General features: G+C 68.4%; 18 protein-coding genes. 8 read left to right on the top strand and 10 right to left on the bottom strand.

Annotated features, from left to right (window positions below; all coding sequences use genetic code 11):
- The first annotated feature begins 19 nt into the window (after positions 1-19).
- On the top strand, positions 20-1,225 hold the full coding sequence (locus OD997_RS03665; protein ID WP_259162589.1) for a thiolase family protein: 1,206 nt from the start codon (positions 20-22) through the stop codon (positions 1,223-1,225).
- A gap of 6 nt (positions 1,226-1,231) precedes the next feature.
- Positions 1,232-3,391, top strand: a complete 2,160-nt coding sequence (locus OD997_RS03670; protein ID WP_434330387.1) for a 3-hydroxyacyl-CoA dehydrogenase NAD-binding domain-containing protein — start codon at positions 1,232-1,234, stop codon at positions 3,389-3,391.
- A 43-nt stretch (positions 3,392-3,434) separates the two neighbouring features.
- Here the strand turns inward: OD997_RS03670 and OD997_RS03675 are convergent, their stop codons facing one another.
- The 3 genes from OD997_RS03675 to OD997_RS03685 are packed head-to-tail and all read right to left on the bottom strand — an operon-like array spanning position 3,435 to position 7,624.
- Positions 3,435-5,093, bottom strand: a complete 1,659-nt coding sequence (locus OD997_RS03675; RefSeq protein WP_434330388.1) for a GMC oxidoreductase — start codon at positions 5,091-5,093, stop codon at positions 3,435-3,437.
- A complete protein-coding gene (locus tag OD997_RS03680; RefSeq protein ID WP_434330389.1) occupies positions 5,086-6,000 on the bottom strand; it encodes a YegS/Rv2252/BmrU family lipid kinase in 915 nt (304 codons plus the stop codon). The genes OD997_RS03675 and OD997_RS03680 overlap by 8 nt, the downstream gene beginning before the upstream one ends.
- 1 nt (position 6,001) lies before the next feature.
- Positions 6,002-7,624 (bottom strand): FAD-binding oxidoreductase, encoded by a 1,623-nt coding sequence (locus OD997_RS03685; protein ID WP_434330390.1) that lies wholly within the window; start codon positions 7,622-7,624, stop codon positions 6,002-6,004.
- A 20-nt stretch (positions 7,625-7,644) separates the two neighbouring features.
- Between OD997_RS03685 and OD997_RS03690 the strand changes: the two genes are divergently transcribed.
- From OD997_RS03690 to OD997_RS03700, 3 genes are all read left to right on the top strand, one after another.
- Positions 7,645-8,253: a TetR/AcrR family transcriptional regulator gene (locus OD997_RS03690; RefSeq protein WP_434330391.1), complete on the top strand. Its 609-nt coding sequence runs from the start codon at positions 7,645-7,647 to the stop codon at positions 8,251-8,253.
- A 2-nt stretch (positions 8,254-8,255) separates the two neighbouring features.
- On the top strand, positions 8,256-9,698 hold the full coding sequence (locus OD997_RS03695) for a glycerol-3-phosphate dehydrogenase/oxidase (RefSeq protein ID WP_434332333.1): 1,443 nt from the start codon (positions 8,256-8,258) through the stop codon (positions 9,696-9,698).
- 139 nt (positions 9,699-9,837) lie between these two features.
- Entirely contained in the window at positions 9,838-10,533 is a 696-nt protein-coding gene (locus OD997_RS03700; protein WP_434330392.1) for an SPFH domain-containing protein, read from the top strand.
- Positions 10,534-10,568: 35 nt separating this feature from the next.
- Here OD997_RS03700 and dxs read toward each other — a convergent pair whose 3' ends face one another.
- The 5 genes from dxs to dut all read right to left on the bottom strand — a co-directional run bounded on the left by dxs (position 10,569) and on the right by dut (position 17,454).
- Positions 10,569-12,509, bottom strand: a complete 1,941-nt coding sequence (dxs, locus tag OD997_RS03705) for a 1-deoxy-D-xylulose-5-phosphate synthase (RefSeq protein WP_434330393.1) — start codon at positions 12,507-12,509, stop codon at positions 10,569-10,571.
- A gap of 169 nt (positions 12,510-12,678) precedes the next feature.
- A complete protein-coding gene (locus tag OD997_RS03710) occupies positions 12,679-15,516 on the bottom strand; it encodes an aconitate hydratase (protein ID WP_434330395.1) in 2,838 nt (945 codons plus the stop codon).
- Positions 15,517-15,669: 153 nt separating this feature from the next.
- Positions 15,670-16,404 (bottom strand): DUF3159 domain-containing protein, encoded by a 735-nt coding sequence (locus OD997_RS03715; protein ID WP_434330396.1) that lies wholly within the window; start codon positions 16,402-16,404, stop codon positions 15,670-15,672.
- Positions 16,401-16,988: a DUF3710 domain-containing protein gene (locus OD997_RS03720; protein ID WP_056307521.1), complete on the bottom strand. Its 588-nt coding sequence runs from the start codon at positions 16,986-16,988 to the stop codon at positions 16,401-16,403. The genes OD997_RS03715 and OD997_RS03720 overlap by 4 nt, the downstream gene beginning before the upstream one ends.
- Positions 16,981-17,454: a dUTP diphosphatase gene (dut, locus tag OD997_RS03725; RefSeq protein WP_434330397.1), complete on the bottom strand. Its 474-nt coding sequence runs from the start codon at positions 17,452-17,454 to the stop codon at positions 16,981-16,983. Before dut ends, OD997_RS03720 begins: the two co-directional genes overlap by 8 nt.
- 12 nt (positions 17,455-17,466) lie before the next feature.
- On the opposite strand from dut, the gene OD997_RS03730 reads away from it, so the two are divergent.
- Positions 17,467-17,931 (top strand): DUF3093 domain-containing protein, encoded by a 465-nt coding sequence (locus tag OD997_RS03730; RefSeq protein ID WP_434330398.1) that lies wholly within the window; start codon positions 17,467-17,469, stop codon positions 17,929-17,931.
- Positions 17,932-18,011: 80 nt separating this feature from the next.
- On the opposite strand, the gene OD997_RS03735 is transcribed toward OD997_RS03730, so the two are convergent.
- Positions 18,012-18,305, bottom strand: a complete 294-nt coding sequence (locus OD997_RS03735; protein ID WP_056307515.1) for a DUF4193 domain-containing protein — start codon at positions 18,303-18,305, stop codon at positions 18,012-18,014.
- 196 nt (positions 18,306-18,501) lie between these two features.
- On the opposite strand from OD997_RS03735, the gene sepH reads away from it, so the two are divergent.
- Positions 18,502-19,539: a septation protein SepH gene (sepH, locus tag OD997_RS03740; RefSeq protein WP_434330399.1), complete on the top strand. Its 1,038-nt coding sequence runs from the start codon at positions 18,502-18,504 to the stop codon at positions 19,537-19,539.
- A gap of 54 nt (positions 19,540-19,593) precedes the next feature.
- Here sepH and OD997_RS03745 read toward each other — a convergent pair whose 3' ends face one another.
- On the bottom strand, positions 19,594-20,715 hold the full coding sequence (locus OD997_RS03745) for an alkaline phosphatase family protein (protein WP_434330400.1): 1,122 nt from the start codon (positions 20,713-20,715) through the stop codon (positions 19,594-19,596).
- Between the two features lie 60 nt (positions 20,716-20,775).
- On the opposite strand from OD997_RS03745, the gene OD997_RS03750 reads away from it, so the two are divergent.
- Positions 20,776-23,220: a DNA gyrase/topoisomerase IV subunit A gene (locus OD997_RS03750; protein ID WP_434330401.1), complete on the top strand. Its 2,445-nt coding sequence runs from the start codon at positions 20,776-20,778 to the stop codon at positions 23,218-23,220.
- Positions 23,221-23,229: the final 9 nt, after the last annotated feature.

Here is a 23,229-nt window from a genome sequence, read left to right on the forward strand (position 1 = left end):
GCACAAACTTGGAGGCAGAGTGGCCGAGATCTCGGACGTCTTCTTCGTCGATGGAGTGCGCACCCCCTTCGGGCGCGCCGGCGAAAAGGGCATGTACTGGAACACCCGCGCAGATGACCTCGCCGTGAAGGCGACCATCGGCCTGATGGAGCGGAACGCAGCAGTCCCTGCTGATCGCATCGACGACGTCGCGATCGCGGCGACCAGCCAGACGGGAGACCAGGGCCTCACCCTGGGCCGCTCGGTGGCGATCCTCGCGGGGCTTCCGCAGACGGTTCCCGGCCTCGCCGTGGAGCGCATGTGCGCGGGAGCGATGACCAGCGTCACGACAATGGGCGCCTCCATCGGTGTGGGGATGTACGACTTCGCCCTCGCCGGCGGCGTCGAGCACATGGGCCACCACCCGATCGGCGGCAACGCCGACCCCAACCCGCGGTTCGTCGCGGAGCGCATGGTCGACCCCGGCGCCCTGAACATGGGTGTCACGGCGGAGCGCATCTTCGATCGCTTCCCGCACCTCACCAAGGAGCGCTCCGACCGGTTCGGCATGCTCAGCCAGCACAAGGTGCAGGCCGCGTACGACGCCGGCAAGATCCAGCCCGATCTCGTGTCGGTCGCGACCAAGAGCGCCGACGGAGCCTGGGGCCTCGCCACGGAGGATGAGGGCCGACGCCCGCAGACGACGATGGAGGACCTCGCCGCGCTCAAGACGCCGTTCCGACCGCACGGTCGCGTGACGGCCGGCACGTCGTCGCCCCTCACCGACGGCGCGACCATGTCGCTGCTCGCCGGAGGCGGTGCGGTGAAGGAGTTCGGTCTCGCCCCGAAGATGCGCATGGTGTCGTTCGCGTTCGCGGGCGTCCAGCCCGAGATCATGGGCATCGGCCCGATCCCCTCGACCGAGAAGGCGCTGAAGAAGGCCGGGCTCACGATCGCCGACATCGGCCTGTTCGAGCTCAACGAGGCCTTCGCGATCCAGGTCATCTCGCTGCTCGACCACTTCGGGATCGCCGACGACGACCCCCGCGTCAACCAGTGGGGCGGCGCCATCGCACTCGGACACCCGCTCGCGGCATCCGGTGTGCGTCTGATGATCCAGCTCGCGGCGCAGTTCGCCGAGCGCCCCGACGTGCGCTACGGCCTGACGGCCATGTGCGTCGGTCTCGGACAGGGCGGCTCCGTCATCTGGGAGAACCCGCACTTCGACGGCAAGAAGAGGAAGTAAGCGCCGATGGCACACTCGATTTCCGAACAGTACGCGAACGTCGACTTCTCCCCCATCCAGACCCTCACCGACGGCGAGGTGATCACGCACTCCCCCGTACGCGACATCCGCCTCGCATCGGGCAAGGTCCTCGCGTTGATCACCCTCGACAACGGACGGGACCACACCCGGCCGAACACGCTGGGTCCGGCGACGCTCACGGCGCTCGGTGACACGCTCGACGGTCTCGCCGCCCGCGCCGCCGCCGGCGAGATCCAGGCCGTCGGCATCACCGGCAAGCAGTACATCCTGGCCGCCGGGGCCGACCTCTCCGACATCAGCAAGGTCGGCTCGCGCGACAACGCCCGCCTGATCGCGCAGCTCGGCCACAAGGTGCTGGGAAAGTTCGGTGAGCTCGGCGTTCCGTCGTTCGCCTTCGTGAACGGGCTCGCGCTCGGCGGCGGCCTCGAGATCGCGCTCAACTCCAGCTACCGCACGGTCGACGCATCCGCGGCGGCGATCGCGCTCCCCGAGGTCTTCCTCGGCATCATCCCCGGTTGGGGTGGCGCCTACCTGCTGCCGAACCTGATCGGCATCGAGAACGCCCTCGAGGTCGTGATCTCGAACCCTCTCAAGCAGAACCGGATGCTGAAGCCGCAGCAGGCCTTCGACCTCGGGATCGTCGACGCGATCTTCCCCGCGGCGAACTACCTCGAGAACTCGCTCGCCTGGGCGGATGCGGTCCTCGGCGGCAAGAAGGTCGAGCGCAAGAACGAGCCGGGCAAGATCGAGCGACTCACCAAGTGGCCGATCGCCATCAAGATGGCACGCGGCATGCTCGAGTCGAAGATCGGCAACGTGCCGAAGTCGCCGTACGCGGCGCTCGAACTGCTCGACAAGGCGAAGAGCGGCACCAAGGCCGAGGGCTTCGCTCGCGAGGACGAGGCTCTCGCCGAGCTCGTGACGGGCGACCAGTTCGCGGCATCCATGTACGCGTTCGATCTCGTGCAGAAGCGGGCGAAGCGTCCCGTCGGTGCACCTGACAAGGCGCTCGCCAAGAAGGTCACCAAGGTCGGCATCATCGGCGCGGGGCTCATGGCGAGCCAGTTCGCGCTGCTGTTCGTGCGCAAGCTGCAGGTGCCGGTGCTGATCACCGATCTCGACCAGGCGCGCGTCGACAAGGGTGTCGCCTACATCCACGAGGAGATCGGCAAGCTCGAGGGCAAGGGGCGCCTGGACTCCGACTCCGCGAACAAGCTGCGCGCGCTCGTCACGGGAACCACCGACAAGAGCCTGTACGCGGACTGCGACTTCGTCATCGAAGCCGTGTTCGAAGAGGTCGGCGTCAAGCAGCAGGTGTTCGGCGAGATCGAGAAGGTCATCGCCGAGGACGCGATCCTGGCCACCAACACCTCGTCGCTCTCGGTCGAGGAGATCGGCGCGAAGCTCGCTCACCCCGAGCGCCTCGTCGGCTTCCACTTCTTCAACCCGGTCGCGGTGATGCCGCTGATCGAGATCGTGAAGACGCCGACGACCTCGGAGGCGGCGCTCTCGACCGCTTTCGTCGTCGCGAAGAACCTGGGCAAGAACGCGGTGCTCACTGCGGACGCCCCCGGCTTCGTCGTCAACCGCCTGCTGGCCAAGGTCATGGGCGAGGCTGCTCGCGCGGTGTACGAGGGCACTCCCCTCACGGATGTCGAGAAGGCGTTCGCGCCCCTCGGCCTGCCGATGGGACCCTTCCAGCTCATCGACCTCGTCGGATGGAAGGTCGCCGCCCACGTGCAGGACACGATGGCGCACGCGTTCCCTGAGCGCTTCTACGCGAACGAGAACTTCCATGCTCTCGCCGAGCTCGACGCGGTGATCGAGAAGGACAAGGGCGGCCGCGTGACCGGCTGGACGAAGCAGGCCGAGAAGCTGCTGAAGCCCGCCGTCGGCACGACGCCCGCGTCGGCGCAGGCGATCCTGCAGCGGGTGCAGGACGGTCTCGCGAGTGAGATCAAGCTCATGCTCGACGAGGGGGTCGTTCCCGAGGTCGAGGACATCGATCTGTGCCTCATCCTCGGCGCCGGCTGGCCGTTCATCGACGGTGGGGCCTCGCCCTACCTCGACCGCGAGGGCGCCTCGGAGCGCGCCTTCGGCGGAGAGTTCCACACGCCGCAGATCCGCGGTATCGAGAGCCGCTGATCAGATGCATCGAAGGGGGTCGCGCCCGGCGCGGCCCCCTTCGTCATGTCCGCTGAATGGGGCGTCCGTCGACGTCGCCGGAGCGCGGCCAGAGCGACATGGCCCGCTCTGCGAGCGCCGTGATCGTCAACGAGGGGTTCACACCCGGATTCGCGGGTACCGCGGCACCGTCGACGACGTGCAATCCTGGATGACCCCACACGCGGTGATATCTGTCGACGACCCCGGTCGCGGACGATGCCGAGATCACGGCGCCGCCGAGGAAGTGCGCGGTGAGGGGGATGCCGAAGACCTCCGGCCACGAACCCCGCGCCTCTGCGGGCACACCACCCTCCTTCTGCATGCGCGCGGCGATGGCAGCGGCCGCACGGTGCGCTTGGGGCAGATGGCTCGGGTTCGGCACGCCATGCCCCTGCCTGCTCGTCATCACCAGGCGGCCGAATCGCCGTCGCAGAGACAGCGTGAGCGAGTTGTCTACCGTCTGCATGACGAGAGCGATGATGCCGCGTTCGCTCCAGCGCCGGAGGGAGCCCAGGCGCAGCTGACGGATCGGCGCCCGAAGGAACCGTCTGGCGAGAGCGCCCAGTCGGCGGCCGAGGGGCAGGTCTCCTGGCACCATGATCGAGGCCAGCGCGCCCATCAGGTTGGAGCCTGCACCGTAACGCACGTTCTCGACATGGGTGCGCTCGTCGACGTGGAAGGAGGTCGTGATGGCGACGCCCCTCGCGAGGTCGAGGGAGGCCGGAACCCGGGTCGCGATCGCGCCGTCGAGTGCTTCGGAGTTGGTCCTCGTGAGGCGCCCGACGGCGTCGGAGACACGGGGAAGGGCACCGGAGCGCTTCATCCGATGCAGCAGCTGCTGCGTGCCCCAGGTGCCTGCGGCCAGCACGACCTGCTGGGCGCACACAGTCCGACGATCACGACGAAGCCACGCTCCGCTGCGCTCGGTCGTCACGGCGAATCCCCCACCCGCGAGCTCGCGCACCTCGGTGACCGTGCGGAGCGGCTCGATCACCGCGCCGCGGCGCTCCGCGAGCGCGAGGTAGTTCTTCATCAGCGTGTTCTTCGCGCCCACCCGGCATCCGACCATGCAGTTGCCGCAGAGGGTGCAGCCGGTGCGATCGGGGCCTTCCCCGTCGAAGAACGGATCGGATGTTCGCTCCCCCGGCGTGCCGAACCACACTCCCACCGGGGCGCGTCGGAACGTGCTGCCGACGCCGAGATCATCGGCGGCACCCGCCATGATGCGCTCGACGGGTCCGGAGTGGGGGTATCTCTCGACCACGCCGAGCATCCGCTTCGCCGTCGCGTAGTGCGGTGACAGCTCGGCATCCCAGTTCGCGAGTGCGCTCCATTGCGGGTCGGTGAAGAAGGCGCCGCCGGGTTGATAGAGGGTGTTGGCGTAGTTCAACGATCCTCCGCCGACGCCCGCGCCTGCGAGGATCATCACGTGCGGCAGGCGATGGATGCGCTGGATGCCGTAGCAGCCGAACGCCGGTGCCCACAGGTAGCGACGCACATCCCAGCTGGTCTTCGCGAAGTCCTCGTCCTCGAAGCGGCGCCCCGCCTCGTAGACCATCACGCGGTAACCCTTCTCGACAAGCCGCAGAGCGGAGACGGATCCGCCGAATCCCGAGCCGATCACGATCACATCATGATCGAACGCGGTGCTCGCTCGTGTCTTCCCATCGACGTCAGTCATGATCAGCACCCTTCTCTGCCGGGACCAGCACCGTGAGAGCCGCCGGGCGGATCCCGATCGTGCAGCGGTCCTCGCCGATCCGCTCACCGTCGGCGTACACGACGAGCCCCGGTGCGCTCACCGTGACCATGCGGGCGCGCGTGTGCGCCACCTCGCGACGCGACAGGTGAGTGCCTCGAAGCAGCAGCGGGAAGAGGCGCAGCAGGCGGAGGCGACTCAGCGGCGCCACCTGTACGAGATCGAGGAGACCGTCATCGGCCGCCGCGCCGATGCACAGTGGCATGCCGCCTCCATAGCTCTCGGTGTTGCCGACGGCGACGAGCGTACCCGGTGCCGAGACGGCGGCCGAGCCGTCGACGGACACCGTGAACTCCATCGGCCGCAGCCGCAGGAGCTCGATCACGAGGGCGAGGTAATAGCGCAGCACGCCGTGCGGCCAGCGCAGCCGGTTCGTACGATCACTGACTTTGGCGTCGAAGCCGAGGGCGGCGATCGTGAGGAACGGCGTCACTCGCCCCTCGCTGACGATCTCTCCGACGTCGATCGCTCTGGCGACTCCGGAGAGTGCGAGCTCCGCCGCAGCGATCGGGTCGTGGCGAGGGAGCCCCAGAGCCCGTGCGAGATCGTTCCCCGTGCCGGCCGGCACCAGCGCGACGGGGACAGAGGTCTCGCAGAGCAGGTCGAGGATGCCCGACAGCGTCCCGTCTCCCCCGACGACCACCAGCACCCGGGGTGCTTCCGCGAGAGCCTGCGCCGCCAAGACGACGCTCGATGCCGCCGAGTCACCGGTGAACACGTGCACGTCCGCGCCGCGGTCCCGCAGGTGGGCGAGGGCCGCGTCGGCCTCGCGCCCGGCGCGCCCCTTGCCCGCGAACGGATTCGACAGCACCGCGATGTGGTCGCCCACGTCAGCGCGTCCGGTCGGAGGAGATCACGGCACCGGGGTTGAGGATCCCCGCGGGGTCGAGCTCCCGCTTGATCGCGGCGAGTATCCGCACGCCGGTCTCGCCGATCTCCTCCTCCAGCCACGGAGCGTGGTCCCGACCGACGGCATGGTGGTGACTGATCGTGCCGCCGCTCGCGATGATCGCATCGTTCACGCGCGCCTTGACCAGTGCCCACACATCCAGCGGGTCGGACCGGATGCCGGCCAGCACCGTGAAGTACAGCGATGCTCCCGTCGGATAGATGTGGGAGACATGGCACATCACATAGGGCTTCGCTCCGGCATCCGACAGTCCGTCCCGAAGGGCCGCCGTGACCGCGGCCTTCAGAGTATGGAGGTTCGCCCAGGTCGTCGCCGTCTCGAGGGTCTCGCAGAACACTCCCGCGTCGAGCAGAGCGTCGCGTAGATACGGACCGTCGAATCGCCCGTCGAGCCAGTCCCCCGCCGCTCCCTCGCCGGAGGAGATGCCACCCGCAGCGACCAGATGCGCCGATGCGCGTGCCCGCCGCTCGACGATGCCCTCACCCTCGTACACGGTGACGACAGCGGCGCCTTTCGAGAGCGCCTTGCCGATCCGGCCGACCTGGGCGAGGCTCACCGCGGTCTCGGCCTCGTCGGACAGGCGGATGACCGTCGGCCCACCGCCGTGCTGGGCCACGGCCCTGAGGGCATCTGCACCCGCCGCGAAACTCGGGAAGGTCCAGGACTCGAGCACACGCTCGCGCGGAATCGGATGGACGCGGACGCGTACCTCCGTGATCACCCCGAAGATGCCTTCGGAACCCAGGAACACGCGGATGAGGTCGGGACCGGCGGCCGACCCCGGTGACCGCCCGAGCTCGATGTCACCCGTCGGGGTCGCCACCCGGATGCCCGTGACCATCGTGTCGAACCGGCCGTGCCCCGCGGAGTTCTGCCCCGACGAACGCGCTGCCGCGAACCCGCCGATCGTCGCGTAGCGGAAGCTCTGCGGGTAGTGGCCGAGCTCGTAGCCGTGCTCGGTGAGCAGCGTCTCCGCCTCAGGACCGGTGGTCCCGGCGGCGAGGACCGCCTCTCCACTCACCTCGTCGAGGCGGAGAAGACCGCTGAGTCGCCGCAGATCCAGACTGATCACCGCATGGTGGACGCCGCGCTCGGGGTCGAGGGCGCCGACCACGCTGGTCCCGCCCCCGAACGGGATCACCGCGACTCCGCGCTCGGCGGCGACCGCCAGCACGGCGGAGACCTCGTCATGATCGGCGGGCAGGACGACGGCATCCGGAGCGATCTGATGCACTCGTCGTCGTCTCAGCAGGTCGGGTGTCGAGCGACCGCCTGCGTGCCGGATCCGAGCCTCGTCCGCGACCTCGACCTGGTCGGCGCCGACGACGCCGGTGAATGCCGAGATGTCGTCGGCCGTCAGCGCGGAGGCGTCGACGAGCACGTCTTCGAGTTCGACGGATGCGGCCGGCTTGCGGATGCGCCCGAGCAGCAGCGGGAGAAGCGCCCGCACGGCGCGGGGAAGGTCATCGGCCTTCTCGGGGTCGCCCCATCCGTTCCACCGCATCTCCGATCGTGCGGCGACTCTGCCGTTCTCCTGACCCATGCGTTACAGTGTGACAGATCATGGAAGAACGTCAAGTAATTGCAGGGGCGCGGTTCGCGCAGCATCCGCTCTGGGACGCCACCCAGGCGCGCATCCTCGACGCGGCCGATGAGCTGATCAGCCGCCGAGGGGTGCATGGAGTCACCATCGCGGAGCTCGCACGTCGCGCCGGACACAGCCGTCCGACGATCTACCGCAGCTGGAACGACGCCGACGACGTCGTGCGTGCCGCTCTTCTCCGTAGGGTCGCGGGCATCGTCTCCCAGTTCCCGGACGCCCCCCTCACCCGACACGATCTCGTCGACGACGTGCTCCGCTTCTCGGCGTCCTTCCGCTCCGACGAGGTCTACGAGCGACTGCTCGCGGATGAGCCCGAAGTCTTCACCCGCTACACGCTGCAGCGAGTCGGATCGAGCCAGCGGCTGATCCTGCAGTGGCTCGCCGCGGCGATCGGCACCGCACAGCAGGGCGGGAGCGTCAGGGTGGGAGAGCCCGATGAGATGGCGGTGATGCTGCTGCTCATCGCGCAGTCGGCGGTGCTCTCGCACGGCACCGTCTCAGAGCTCATCTCCGAGGCATCGTGGGAACGGGAGCTGCGCGCCGCACTCGACGGGCTGCTCCGGCCGTGAGCATGCACTCCCCCGACCTCAACGTCGCGCGTCGGGCGTCCGAACTCGCCAGGGCCGCCGAGGAGGTCGCCGACATACTCGTGATCGGCGGCGGGATCACCGGCGTGGGAGTCGCTCTCGACGCCGCATCCCGAGGGTTCACCGTCACACTGCTCGAAGCGGATGACCTCGCGTTCGGCACGAGCCGATTCAGCTCGAAGCTCGTGCACGGCGGTCTCCGCTATCTCGCCACCGGTGATGTCGCGACTGCGAAGGAGAGTGCGCTCGAGCGGCACCTGCTGATGACGGTCATCGCGCCGCACCTCATCCGGCCACTCGGCCAGCTGCTGCCCTTCACCGTCGGAGTGACCACCGGACAGCGCACGGCCGCCATCGCAGGCATGGCGATGGGTGATCTGCTGCGGATGCGGGCGCGCACGCCACGATCGGTGCTGCCCGCACCACGGCTGATCTCCGCGCGCGCCGCCCACGATCTGGTTCCTGCGCTCGCGCGGCGAGGACTTGGCGGCGGCATGCTCTCGTACGACGGACAGCTGGTGGATGATGCGCGACTGGTCGTGACGGTCGCACGCACGGCCGCGGCTTTCGGCGCGCGCATCCTCACCCGCGTCCGCGCACGCGCGCTGCACAGTGACGGGGCGATCGCGGAAGACGTCCTGACCGGCGAGACCCTGCACGTCCGTGCCCGCAGCGTGATCAACGCCACCGGGGTGTGGGCCGGAGACCTCGACGAGTCGATCACGATGCGCCCCAGTCGCGGAACCCACATCGTGCTGGACGCCGCGGACCTCGGACACCCGTCGGCAGCCCTGACGATTCCGCACGAGGGGTCGATCAGCCGCTATGTGTTCGCCCTGCCGCAGCAGAGCGGCCGGGTGATCGTCGGCCTGACCGACGAGGATGCTCCAGGCCCCGTTCCGCGGATCCCCACGCCGACGGAGGGCGAGATCCGCTTCCTGCTCTCGACGCTCAATCGGGTGCTCGCGGAGCCCCTGGGGCGGGACCGGGTGCGCGGAGCCTTCGCGGGCCTTCGCCCCCTGGTCGACATGGGCGCCGACTCAACCGCGGACATCTCCCGCCGCCATCTGGTCGCTGTCTCCGAGACCGGGTTCGTCAACGTCCTCGGCGGCAAGCTGACGACGTATCGGCGAATGGCGGAGGACGCCGTCGACCTCGCAGCACGCGCGAATGGCCTGGATGCCGCGCCGAGTCGGACGGCGACCCTCCGGCTCACCGATACCGCGCCGAAGCGATCCCACTCCGGCGCAGACGACGATGCGGTGTTCCGTGCGCAGGTCGAGTTCGCGGTGCGCGCCGAGGGTGCGATGACAGTCGACGACATCCTCGACCGTCGCACCCGGGTCGGCCTCGTCGACGCCGACCGCGAGCGAGAGAGGGCCACGACCGAAGCCCTGCTCGCCGAGGCGCTGGCCGACCTCGACTGAGGCGCACCGAGCCTGTCCTCGCCTGTGGCGTATCCACCTCGCGGCGTCGCGGGTAACGCCGACGGAACAGCATGTGAACACCGGCATCGGAGAGCGGCGAATGGCCGCGCGCTGAGGCGTGACGCGGCACAGTGGTGTCATGGACATGCTCCTCACGATGCTCGGCGGCAAGGGAATGTCGGGTCTGTTCAAGACCGGCACGGCGATCCTCACGATCCTGCTGGTCGTCCCGGCCCTCCTGAAGATCTTCGTCGTCACGGTCGATGAGGGGTGGGCGGCCATCCGTACGCGCAACGGCAAGCCGATCATCCGCAACAGGCCGCAGCGGCGGCCCACCTCGCGCGGGGGCGCGGTCGGCGAGGTCGTCGTGCTCGATCCCGGTTCGCACGGGGCCTTCCCGCTGTTCTACTGGTACAAGCTCATCGACGTCCGCTGCCGCGCGACGGACCTGCCCGCCCGCGAGATGACCGGAGCGAGCGGGCATCAGCATCGCGTGCATGCGTCGTTCGAGTGGAGACCGCTGCCGACCGGCCGAGATCTACGGGTGTTCGAGCTCGACGTCGTGAACGTGAACGAGCGCGCGTCGAACATCGTCGGGGCGGCCCTGCGAGACGTCATCCGGGGCCTCGACGGCGCCGAGCTGCCACACAACGACGAGATCAACACGCGGGTCATCGCCGCCAGCGCCGAGGAGGTGCGCCGCTCCTGCGGCGTCGAACTCGTCCGCGTCATGGTCACGGGCGACGCCCTGACCGACGGCTACCTGCTCTCGACCGCCCTCCGCGACACGGACCGCGGTGCCGAGGCCGTCGCGGCGCTCCACGCCCTCAACTGACGGCGCAGGCGGGATCTCGGTCGGGCTGGCCGGGATCAGCTCCGCTCGTGCAGCGGAAGATCGACGGTGCCGGTCTCCCCCGGCTGGCGGGCGACCGGAATACGAGTGCCGAGCACCTGGGCGACGACGTCCTGCGCGATCTTCGACGCCGTGAGTCCGGCATCCGCGAGGATCTGATCGCGCGAGGCGTGATCGATGAACTCGTCCGGCAGGCCCAGCTCGTCGACCGCCGTGTCGATGCCCGCCTCGCGAAGCACCTGACGCACGCGCGTGCCGATGCCTCCCACACGGATTCCGTCTTCGAGCGTGATGACGAGGCGATGGCGGGCCGCCATGCTGACGATCGAGGGCTGCACAGGGATCGCCCAGCGGGGGTCGATGACAGTCGCGCCGATGCCCTGGGCACGGAGACGCTCGGCGACGTCCATCGCCAGCGCCGCGAACGGCCCGATCGCCACGAGCAGCACGTCTTCGGACTCGCCGCGGGCGAGCACATCGACTCCGTCGTGCAGGCGCTCGAGTGCGGGCAGTTCAGGCGCGACATCGCCCTTGGGGAAACGGATCACGGTCGGGGCGTCCTCGACGAGTACAGCTTCGTCCAGGGCTTCCTGCAGACGCGCGCCGTCTCGTGGAGCGGCGATGCGGATGTGCGGAACGATCTGCAGCATCGCGAGGTCCCACATGCCGTGGTGGCTGGGTCCGTCGGGACCGGTCACCCCCGCGCGGTCGAGGACGAAGGTGACGCCTGCGCGATGCAGGGCGACATCCATGAGCACCTGATCGAAGGCGCGGCCCATGAAGGTCGCATACAGCGCCACGACCGGGTGCAGGCCCCCGAACGCGAGACCTGCAGCCGATGCCACGGCGTGCTGCTCGGCGATCCCCACGTCGTACACGCGGTCCGGGAACCGCTCGGCGAACGGTGCGAGCCCTGTCGGGCGCAGCATCGCCGCCGTCATCGCGATCACGTCGGGGCGGCGCTCTCCGACCGACACGAGCGCGTCGGAGAAGACGTCCGTCCAGCCGGTCCCTCCCGACGAGAGGGTCTCGCCGGTCGTCGGATCGATACGCCCGACGGCATGGAACTGATCGGCCTCATCGTCGCGGGCGGGCTGGTAGCCGCGTCCCTTCTCGGTGATGGTGTGCACGATCACGGGCGCGCCGAACGACTTCGCGAGTTCGAGCGTCTCGAGAAGCGCGGGAAGATCGTGTCCGTCGACGGGGCCGAGGTACTTGATGTCCAGATTCGAATACAGCGCTTCGTTGTTCGTGAACCGGGAGAGGAATCCGTGGGTCCCGCCCCTCACACCGCGGAAGACGGCGCGGCCGACGGGTCCGAAGGCGCGGAAGAGGCGATCCGACTTGTGGTGCAGCTCCTTGTACGCCGCGGCGGTGCGCACACGGTTCAGGTAACGCGACATCCCGCCGATGGTCGGCGCGTACGATCGCCCGTTGTCGTTGACCACGATGACGAGATTGCGGTCGTTGTCGTCGGAGATGTTGTTGAGCGCCTCCCACGTCATGCCCCCGGTGAGGGCGCCGTCACCGACGACGGCGACCACATGGCGGTCTGCACGCCCGGTCGCGGTCAATGCGCGCGAGACGCCGTCGGCCCAGCTCAGCGAGCTTGATGCGTGGGACGACTCGACGACGTCGTGTGGGCTCTCGGAGCGTTGCGGGTAGCCGGCGAGGCCTCCGCGCACGCGGAGCGAGGAGAAGTCCTGACGGCCCGTGAGCAGCTTGTGCACGTACGACTGGTGACCGGTGTCGAAGATGAACGGGTCGTCGGGAGACGAGAAGACGCGGTGCAGGGCGATCGTCAGTTCGACGACACCGAGGTTCGGGCCCAGATGCCCGCCGGTGCGCGACACGTTCTCGACGAGGAACTCACGGATCTCCCCCGCGAGTTCGATGAGCTGGTCCTCGGACAGCGAGTCGAGGTCACGGGGTCCTGAGATGCTCGGAAGAATCGGCATCTGCACCTCCTCATAGGCACCGTTCGCGGCATCCGATTCCGGTACGGAGGCCTGCTCGATCCTACCCCGGGCATCCGGGAAAGCTCGGAGAGCGACTCCCCCTTGACACGGGCCCTGACACGCGGAAAGGGCCCGGTTCCGAAGAACCGAGCCCTTTCCGACTGTGCGATCAGACCAGCGAACGCAGCACGTACTGCAGGATGCCGCCGTTGCGGTAGTAGTCCGCCTCACCGGGGGTGTCGATGCGGACGACCGCATCGAACTCCACGACCTGCTTGCCCTCGGGCGAGTCGTCGGTCGGGGTGGCAGTCACACGGACCGTCTTCGGGGTGGTGCCGTTGTTGAGCTCCTCGAGACCCGTGATCGAGACGACCTCGGTACCGTCGAGACCCAGCGACTCCCAGCTCTCGCCGGCCGGGAACTGCAGCGGGACGACGCCCATGCCGATCAGGTTCGAGCGGTGGATGCGCTCGAAGCTCTCGGTGATGACCGCCTTGACGCCCAGCAGGCTCGTGCCCTTGGCCGCCCAGTCACGCGACGAGCCGGAGCCGTACTCCTTGCCGCCGAAGATGACGAGCGGGGTGCCCTGCTCCTGGTAGTTCATGCTCGCGTCGTAGATGTACGACTGCGGGCCGCCCTCCTGGGTGAAGTCGCGGGTGTATCCACCCTCGACGACCTGGCCGTCGTTGACAGCCGAGACCATCATGTTCTTCAGACGGATGTTCGCGAACGTTCCGCGGATCATGACCTCATGGTTGCCTCGACGCGAACCGAAGGAGTTGAAGTCCTTGCGGTCGACGCCGTGCTCGGTGAGGTACTGAGCGGCGGGCGTGCCGGCCTTGATGTTTCCGGCGGGCGAGATGTGGTCGGTGGTGACCGAGTCGCCCAGGGTCGCCATGACGCGCGCGCCCTCGATGTCGCGCACCGGGGTCAGCTCCATCGTCATGCCGTCGAAGTAGGGCGCCTTGCGCACGTACGTCGAGTTCTCGTCCCACTGGAAGATGTCGTCGTCCGGGGTGGGCAGGCTGCGCCAGCGCTCGTCACCGTCGAAGACGGTCGCGTACTGCTTGATGAACTGCTCACGGGAGATCGACGAGTCGACCAACTCCTGGACCTCGGCCGGGGTGGGCCAGATGTCCTTGAGGAAGACGTCTTCGCCGTCGGTTCCCTTGCCGAGCGCGTCGTTCTCGAAGTCGAAGTGCATCGACCCCGCGAGCGCGTAGGCGATGACCAGCGGCGGGCTGGCCAGGTAGTTCATCTTCACGTCGGGGCTGATGCGCCCCTCGAAGTTGCGGTTGCCCGAGAGCACCGCGGTCACGGCGAGGTCGTGGTCGTTGATGGCCGCGGAGACCTCTTCGATCAGCGGTCCCGAGTTGCCGATGCAGATCGTGCAGCCGTAGCCGACGGTGTAGAAGCCGAGACCCTCGAGGTCCTTGTCGAGTCCGGACTTCTCGTAGTAGTCCGTGACGACCTTCGAGCCGGGGCCGAGCGTCGTCTTGACCCACGGCTTCTGCTTGAGGCCCTTCTCGAGCGCCTTGCGGGCGACGAGACCTGCGGCGATCATGACCGACGGGTTCGAGGTGTTCGTGCACGACGTGATGGCCGCCAGCGTGACGGCACCGTTGTCGAGGATGTACTTCTCGCCCGACGGGGTGGTGACCGGCACGGGCTTGGACGCGTTGGCCGGTGCACCGCTGTTGATGTGCACGGGTCGGGTCGTCGTGGGCTCCTCTTCGCCGGGCACGGAACCCGGGTCTGATGCCGGGAACGAGTGCTTCGACTCGAGATCGACGACGGAGTCCGAGGTCGATGCCGAGGCGTACGAGAGGATGTCGTGCTCGAACTGCGACTTGGCCTCGGAGAGGAGGATGCGGTCCTGCGGACGCTTCGGGCCGGCGATGGAGGGCACGACGGTGCCGAGGTCGAGCTCGAGGTACTCGCTGAAGGTGGGCTCGGCGTTCTCGTCGTGCCACAGCTTCTGCGTCTTGGCGTAGGCCTCGACGAGTGCGACGGCCTCATCGCTGCGCCCGGTCAGGCGCAGGTAGTCGAGCGTCACGTCGTCGATCGGGAAGATCGCGGCGGTGGAGCCGAACTCGGGCGACATGTTGCCGATCGTGGCACGGTTGGCCAGCGGTACGGATGCAACGCCCTCGCCGTAGAACTCGACGAACTTGCCGACGACGCCGTGCTTGCGCAGCAGGTCGGTGATGGTGAGCACGACGTCGGTCGCCGTGACACCGGCAGGGATCTCGCCGGACAGCTTGAAGCCGACGACGCGCGGGATGAGCATCGACACGGGCTGGCCGAGCATCGCGGCCTCGGCCTCGATGCCGCCGACGCCCCAGCCGAGCACTCCCAGGCCGTTGACCATCGTGGTGTGCGAGTCGGTGCCGACGCAGGTGTCGGGGTAGGCGCGCAGCACGCCGTCGACGTCGCGGTCGTAGATGACCTTGGCCAGGTGCTCGATGTTGACCTGGTGCACGATGCCTGTTCCGGGCGGGACGACCTTGAAGTCGCTGAAGGCCGTCTGACCCCAGCGCAGGAACTGGTAGCGCTCGCCGTTGCGCTCGTACTCGATCTCGACGTTGCGCTCGAGCGCATTCTCGGAACCGAAGAGATCGGCGATCACCGAATGGTCGATGACCATCTCGGCGGGCGAGAGCGGGTTGATCTTGTTCGCATCGCCGCCGAGCGCCGTCACGGCCTCGCGCATGGTGGCGAGGTCGACGATGCAGGGAACACCGGTGAAGTCCTGCATGACCACGCGGGCCGGCGTGAACTGGATCTCGGTGCTCGGCTCTGCCGCAGCATCCCACGAACCCAGGGCCTCGATCTGCGCCTTCGTCACATTCGCGCCGTCCTCGGTGCGAAGCAGGTTCTCAAGGAGAACCTTGAGGCTGAAGGGGAGCTTGTCGAAACCGGGCACCGTGTCGATGCGGAAGATCTCGTAGTCGGTGCTGCCGACCGTCAGGGTGCTCTTGGCACCGAAGCTGTTCACCGTGGACACGAATCCGTCTCCTTCTATTCGGATGGGAGCGACAGGCGCCTCCATCTTGCTCGCCAGCGAGCCCCTGCGGCTAGCAAGGCAGACCTAACCAGTCTGCTCTGCTCGGCCTCCGGGCGAAAGCCTGCAATTTATCTTGATGTCAAGATAAATCTATCACGACTGGGCAGGCGCCTCGGCATCCGACGCGCGCGGGTAGAGTGCGCGCACGACGAGCCACGTGACCGCGATCAGCGGTGCGAACAGCGGAAGACCCATGATGAGCTTGAGCGTGCCGAGCGCCGTGACATCGCCGGCGAGATACAGCGGGAGCTGCACCGCGAGCCGAGCGAAGAACAGGGCGGCCCAGGCGATCCCGAGCCAGAAGAAGGCCCTGCGCTTGCGGCGGTCGCCGCGCCAGGCCGTACCCTCCCCCATCAGAAAACCGACCGCGAGGCCGATGAGTGACCAGCCGATGAGCGCGGAGACCAGCATCGCCGTGCCGTACGCCGCGTTCGTGATCAGACCGGGGACGAAGTTGTCCTCACCTCGTCCTGTCCACAGGGCGAGTGCCGCGGCTGCTGCCGCAGCCACCAGACCACTGATGGCCGCGGACGGCGGAGACTTCTGTACCAGCCGCACGATGGTGAACACAGCCGCGAGTCCGACCGAGACCCCCAGCGGAAGTATCAGCGGCTCCGGGCGGATCGTGAAGAGGACGACGAACGCGAGGCTCGGCAGGACGGATTCGAGGATCCCACGCCATCCGCCGATCGCGGACCAGACCACCTTGTGGGTCGCGCCGCTCTCGTTCGGGTCGAGTCCTGCACGCCGGGCGGCGCCACCGAGCGCGGCGCCGACGATGTCCGATGCGCTCTGCTCGCGCTCGGGCTCGGGGGCCGGGGTGCTCACGCGGAGCCGGGAGTCGCGGGCATCTTCAGCGGGATCAGGTCGCGCGGGGGCATCGGAGCCCCACCGCGGACGACCACGATCGACCGGAAGAGGTCCTCGACCTTCGCAGCCGCCTCGAGATCGGATGCAGCGGCGCCGCCGATCACGCCGCGGAGGAACCAGCGCGGGCCGTCGATGCCGATGAACCGGGCGAGCCGAAGCTCCGAGCCCTCGTTCGCGGCGGCCGGCACCTCGGCGAGCAGCTCCTTGCCGAGAGGGCCGTCCCGCTCCTCGACGCGACCGCCCTGGCCGCGGACCTGATCGCGCAGCTGCACTCGCGTCTCGTCCCACAGCCCGCCCGAGCGCGGTGCGGCGAACGGCTGCACCTGCAGCGAGGAATCGGCGTAGTCGAGGCCGACGGCGACGATGCGCTTGGACTGCTCCTCGACCTCCAGACGGAGGTTCAGGCCTTCGCGCGGAAGGATCTTGATCCCGCCGAGGTCGATGTAGGGGCGCACGGGGTTCGCCTCGGAGTCGTCGAAGGGACCCTGGGTAGCACGGTCGTCCGGGGCCGACTTCGAGGGAGTCGCGTTGTTGTCAGTCATTGGTCTGTCCTGCCGAAGGGGAATGGGATCCTGCCTGGTAGCCGGTCGAGCCGAAGCCACCTTCGCCGCGGACGCTGTCGGACAGCTCCTCGACCGGGATGAACGTGGCTCGCGTCACGGGCATGACGATCAGCTGCGCGATGCGGTCGCCGACGGCCACATCGTACGCGCTGCGGATGTCGGTGTTGATCAGGCTCACCTTGATCTCGCCGCGGTATCCGGCATCCACCGTGCCAGGAGAGTTGACGATCGAGATACCGTGCTTGGCCGCGAGGCCGCTGCGCGGCACCACGAATGCCGCGTATCCCTCAGGCAGCGCGATTCGCACGCCCGTCGCCACGAGGGCGCGCTCCCCCGGGCCCAGATGAACGGCCTCCGCCGCCACCAGATCGGCTCCGGCATCGCCGGGGTGGGCGTAACCGGGCACCACAGAGGCGATAATGGGGACATCAACGGAATCAGTCACCCCACGAGGCTAATGCAGAACATCGCTCCTGACGCGCGGACCCGCTACCGCGAGAGACTGTCCCCCAGCCTGTGGCTGCTGGTGACGGTCGCACTCGCGGGCCCGATGGTCGCCCTCATCTTCGTCCCCGTCGGCTCCACGATCGCGCTGATCGTCGGTGCCGCGGTCTCGGCCCTGCTCGTGATCGCCTTCATCGCCCTCACGCCGGTCGTGTCGGTCGACGGCGATGTGCTCCGCGCCGGACGGGCGCACATCGAGACTCGACACCTCGGCACGCCGAGGGCGCTGAGCGGCGAAGAGGCGCGCCAGGCACGCGGACCCGGCCTGCCGGCCCGCGGGTGGCACCTCATCCGCGGCGGCGTCGACGGCGTCGTCGTGGTGTCCAACATCGACCCGGACGACCCGGTCGACACCTGGACCGTCTCGACCAGGACGCCCGACCGCCTCGCGGCGGCGATCCTCGCCTCCCGGGGCTGACGACAGCCGCCCCACGGACACAAAAACGACGCGCCCCTGACCAGAAGGTCGGGGGCGCGTGAATTATCGCTCTGGTGCGCTCAGGCGGCGCACTCCTTGCAGATGGGGCCGGAGGAGCCCTCGTGATCGAGCTGTGAACGGTGCTTCACGAGGAAGCAGTTCATGCAGGTGAATTCGTCCTGCTGCGCGGGCAGCACGACGACATCGAGCTCGAGGTCGGAAAGATCGGCTCCGGGAAGATCGAAGCTGGACGGGTTGTCCGCATCTTCGTCTCCCGAAGAGCCGGAGCTCTTGTCCGGCACACGCTCCTTGAGGGCTTCGATCGACTCGGAGTCGTCTTCACTCTTGCGGGGAGCGTCGTAGTCGGTTGCCATGTGGTGAATCTCCACTTTCATGCGAGTGGGTGGTGCGCCGTCGGGGTAATCGGCGGCCATAGTTTGCACGACTGCGAAGCAATAAGCAAATGCCGGTGCGTGCGACAGATCAAACTCACGGCACGCCCAGAGTATTCCCGGCTGAGAGGCGCCCCGCGTGACACCATGAACGCACACCCATCAGAGGGGCATTCGCATGGAAAACGTCACCATCGTCGGCACAGAAGCAGGTCTGCTCGTACTCGCGACCGAGTCGGGCGAGCGTTTCGCGCTGCCCATCGACGACGTCCTGCACCGCGAGATCCGACGGGCGACGCGACAGAGCGAGCCGACGGCTCAGCGACTCGCCGCCAGCCCCCGCGACATCCAGGCGCAGATCCGCGCCGGTCTCACTGCCCCCGAGGTGGCAGAGCTTCTCGGCATCAGCGTCGACGACGTCATCCGATTCGAAGGCCCGGTGCTGGCTGAGCGCGAGCACGTCATCGGCCAGGCTCTCGCCGTTCCCGTGCTGATCGGAAGCGATGTCGAGCCGGACGCACAGCCGACGTTCGGCACCGCCATCCGCTCCAAGCTCTCCGAGATCGAGGCCTCCGCCGAACGCTGGGCGAGCTGGAAGGACGACAGCGGCTGGATCATCAAGCTCGAGTTCGCGGCGAACGAGGTCGACCACGACGCCCGGTGGAGCTTCGATCCGCGGCGCAGCGCTCTGTCGCCGCTCAACGCCGATGCGACCCAGCTCTCGCGCCAGGGCTCGCTCCCCGAAGGTCTCATCCCACGACTGCGCGCGGTCGAGGCCGAGCGCCAGGCCTCGCCCTACAAGGACGACAGCCGCTTCGACTCCGGTGCCTTCGGACCGAGACTGATCGCTGCCCCCGAGGCCGATGTCGAGGACGTGGCCGCCCCCGAGCGCTCCCCCGCGGCGGTACAGGATGCCGCGATCAAGCGTGCACCGGAATCGGCGACGACGAGCCCCGAGACCGCCGACCTGCTCGAAGCCCTTCGTCGTCGTCGCGGACAGCGGGAGACGGCGCCGATCCTGGAGACGCCCGAAGACGACCAGGACGATCGCAATCCGATCGCGCTTTTCGACGCCTTCGACAGTTCCGCGCCCGAGGAGGACGACGAGCCCGAGGTCACTCCCGAGCCGACGAACGACAACTCCGGTCGACGCAAGCGACGCAACGCCATGCCGTCGTGGGACGAGATCGTCTTCGGGGCGCGCACCGACGAATAGAGTCCGCGGGTCGGGAAGGCTCTGCGCCGCTCGACCGGTCGGCTCAGGGTCGGCTCAGCGGGCGAACGCACCGAAGCGGAGCAGGGGCACCTGACGCTCCTCCGGAGTGAGGCCGCCGTGCTGACCGATCATCCCCCGGCTGCGCTGATCGTGCGCGGTCCCGTCATAGACCGCACCGTTACCGCGCGCGATGACGAGGACGTCGCCGATCCGCGACGCGGCGGCGACAGTGACCTCAGGGCCGAACAGGCCCGCTGTGATCGCCTCCTGACGGATGCCGACATCGGCGCGCCCGTCGAGATCGCGCGTCCATCGAACCGCGACAGCCGCGGCGTCGACATCGGGCTCGACGTAGACGTGCAGCATCCGCGGTTCCCCGCCGATGTGACGCACGCCGGCCAGATGCTCGGTCTCGAGCACGACCTGCCGGTGGGCAGGCACATCGACCATGCCGTGGTCCGAGGTGACGAGCACTCCGACTCCCGGCGGCACCCGCCGAGACATCGCGGCGTCGATCTCCTCGAGCGCTGACACCCACTGCACCGAATCGAGGCCGTATCGGTGGCCTGCCTTGTCCGCCTCCGGCAGATAGCAGTACACCAGTGACCCTGGATGGCGTTCCGCCAGGTCGTAGGCGACCTGGACCCGCTCTGCCGGCGTCTGCGCGGCGACGAAGTCTGCACCGCGAAGCGTCGCTCGCGTGAACCCGCTTCCGGCGTAGGCGGCGACACCGACCGCGAAGGTCGGTCGCCCCTCGGCACGGGCGCGTTCGAAGATCGTCGACGCAGCCTGCCAGGTCGCGGGGTCGATCCCTTCGGACTCCCAGCCGGTGAGCTGATTGACCAGAGCATCCTGTGCGGGGTCGAGGACGCTGTATCCGACGAGCCCGTGCTCCCCTGGCCACACGCCCGTGAGGATGCTCGTGAGCGCCGCCGCGGTGGTCGAGGGAAAGACCGAATGGGCCACATCCTTCTTCGCCATTCCCGCCGTCAGCGTGCGGGCGTGCCCGGCATGGGCGCGCAGGCTGATAGCGCCGAGGCCGTCGATCAGCACGAGCACGACGGATTCGGCCCGCGGCAGGGTCGCGGATTCGCCGCGGAGAGCGGCGAACACGTCGTCCGCCACCCCGACGACGCTCCGGGCAGCGGACGACTCGGACGGTAGAATGATCGGCATCCGAGCCAGTCTGACACAGGCTCCCGTACGCCCTCAGCCTCGCACCCATTCAGGATGGCCATGCCGAAGACCCCGCCTCCCGAGCTCGCCCCGGAGAGAATCCAGGACATCGATCTCGAAACCGAGATGCAGGGATCCTTCCTCGAGTACGCCTACTCGGTCATCTACTCGCGGGCACTCCCCGACGCCCGAGACGGGCTGAAGCCCGTTCAGCGCCGCATCCTCTACCAGATGGCAGAGATGGGCCTCCGCCCCGACCGCGGCCATGTGAAGAGCGCCCGTGTCGTCGGCGAGGTGATGGGGAAGCTGCATCCGCACGGCGACACCGCGATCTACGACGCCCTCGTGCGACTCGCCCAGGAATGGGCGCTGCGCGTTCCGCTCGTCGACGGCCACGGCAACTTCGGCTCACTCGACGACGGTCCCGCGGCGGCGCGCTACACCGAGGCGCGCCTGGCGTCGCCGGCGATGGCGCTCACCGAGAACCTCGACGAAGACGTCGTCGACTTCATCCCGAACTACGACGGCCAGTTCCAGCAGCCCTCCGTGCTTCCGGCCGCCTTCCCCAACCTCCTCGTCAACGGAGCGAGCGGCATCGCTGTCGGCATGGCCACCAACATGGCCCCGCACAACCTGATCGAGGTCGTCGCCGCCGCCACGCACCTGCTCGAGAACCCCGACGCCACGACCGAAGAGCTCATGGAGTTCGTGCCAGGGCCCGACTTCCCCTCCGGCGGAATCCTGATGGGTCTCGACGGTGTCAAGGATGCGTACACGAACGGGCGCGGCGCGCTCAAGGTACGAGGCAAGGTCTCCGTCGAACCTCTCGGGCCGCGCCGGACCGGCATCATCGTGTCGGAGCTGCCGTACATGGTCGGCCCCGAGCGACTGATCGAGAAGATCCGCGATGCGGTGCAGGCGAAGAAGCTGCAGGGCATCAGTGACGTGACCGACCTCACGGACCGTAACCATGGTCTGCGCGTCGCGATCGGCATCAAGACCGGGTTCGACCCCAACGCGGTGCTCGAGCAGCTCTACCGGCTGACGCCGCTCGAGGATTCCTTCAGCATCAACAATGTGGCGCTGGTCGACGGACAGCCCCGCACGCTCGGCCTCAAGGAGATGCTGCGGGTCTACGTGGCTCACCGCCTCGAGGTCATCACACGACGCAGCCGGTATCGGCTCGCACGGCGCGAAGAGCGACTGCACCTCGTCGAGGGTCTGCTCATCGCGATCCTCGACATCGACGAGGTCATCCAGGTCATTCGTTCGTCCGACGACTCCGAGCAGGCGCGTGCACGTCTTCGCTCCGTCTTCGACCTCAGCGAGCTGCAGGCCGAGTACATCCTCGAGCTGCGTCTGCGCCGACTGACGAAGTTCTCGCGCATCGAACTCGAGACCGAGCGCGACGCCTTGCTCGCCGAGATCGCGGCGCTGCGTGAGCTGCTCGGCAGCGATGTGCTCCTCCGGGCTGCGGTCGCGAAGGAGCTGGATGCCGCGGCAGACGCGTACGGCACTCCTCGCCGCACTCTCCTGATGAACGCCGCTCCCCCGAAGCCCCGTGCGACGAAGGGCGCCGCGGTCGATCTCCAGATCGCGGACGCGCCGACCGTGCTCGTCCTCTCGACGACCGGTCGAGCCGTGCGGGTGGATCTCGGCGAAGGCCAGGAGCTCTCGCTGCCGCCTCGCCGCAGCAAGCACGACGCGATCCTGACGACGATCGAGACCACGGTCCGTGCCGAGATCGGCGCGCTGACCACGGAGGGTCGCGTGCTGCGGTTCTCCCCCGTCGACCTGCCGTCGGTGCCGTCTTCGTCGGTGCAGCTGGCCGCAGGAGCCCCTCTGCGCGACTACCTCGGGATCACCACCCGCGGAGAGCGCATCCTGGGCTTCGTCCGCTTCGACAGCGAGGTGCCGATCGCGCTCGGCACGGCACAGGGCACCGTGAAGCGGATCGTTCCGTCGACATTGCCCGTGCGCCCCGATCTCGAGGTCATCGGCATGAAGCCCGGCGACACGGTGGTCGGCGCAGTGGCTGCGCGGGACGATGACGACCTCGTCTTCGTGACGACCGACGCCCAGCTGCTCCGTTTCTCCGCGTCCACCGTGCGTCCACAGGGGGCACCGGCGGGTGGCATGGCCGGCATCAAGCTGGGTGCGGGTTCCTCTGTACTCTTCTTCGGTGCGGTGAACCCCGAGTCGGATGCTGTCGTGGCCACGGTGTCCGGGGGCGACAGCAGCCTGCCTGGGACGGAACCCGGTCGCGCGAAGGTCTCGCCGTTCTCCGAGTACCCCGCGAAGGGCCGGGCGACCGGCGGTGTGCGCGCTCACGCGTTCCTCAAGGGCGAAGACCGTCTCACGGTCGCCTGGGTGGGACCGAGCCCGGCACAGGCGGTCGATCCGACGGGTGCCGTGCGCAAGCTCCCCGACTCCGGGGCGCGACGTGACGCCTCGGGGCAGCCGATCGACGGAGTGATCGGGAGCATCGGCCGCACCCTGGTGTGAGCGCGGGCG

This window comes from Microbacterium sp. CGR1 (assembly GCF_051062835.1).
Classification (GTDB): Bacteria; Actinomycetota; Actinomycetes; order Actinomycetales; family Microbacteriaceae; genus Microbacterium.